This window comes from Paraburkholderia sp. SIMBA_053 (assembly GCF_046534895.1).
GTDB classification, from domain to species: Bacteria; Pseudomonadota; Gammaproteobacteria; order Burkholderiales; family Burkholderiaceae; genus Paraburkholderia; species Paraburkholderia caledonica.
In genome coordinates this window covers 1-251 of sequence record NZ_JAWRXU010001254.1, presented here as the reverse complement: position 1 = coordinate 251, position 251 = coordinate 1, and the positions used below count along the sequence as shown (strand labels likewise).

General features: G+C 67.3%; 1 protein-coding gene. It reads right to left on the bottom strand.

Going from position 1 to position 251, the window contains the following annotated elements; all coding sequences use genetic code 11:
* Positions 1 to 67 precede the first annotated feature (67 nt).
* Positions 68 to 251 (bottom strand): hypothetical protein (locus SB753_RS39650; RefSeq protein ID WP_410805492.1); only part of this gene is annotated, 184 nt, incomplete at its 5' end.

The window sequence follows — 251 nt, the reverse complement described above, 5'->3', positions numbered from 1 at the left end:
TTCGAAGAACATCGTGCGAACCTCACCGCGCGGATGGAGCAGTACCTCTGACGCTCGCGCTGGCGGGCTAGGCCTGTGCGGGTGCCGACGCGGTGGACGTGGCTCCGACCGGCCTCTCGTCTGTTCCCTTGATCACCCAGCGGACGACGACGACAGCGAGGATGCCGATGACGGGCGCCAGGATGCTCGCCCCGGCACCGTTGAGCGGGGCGAAGCCGACCGCGAAGACGGATATATCCCAGAGTCCGTGC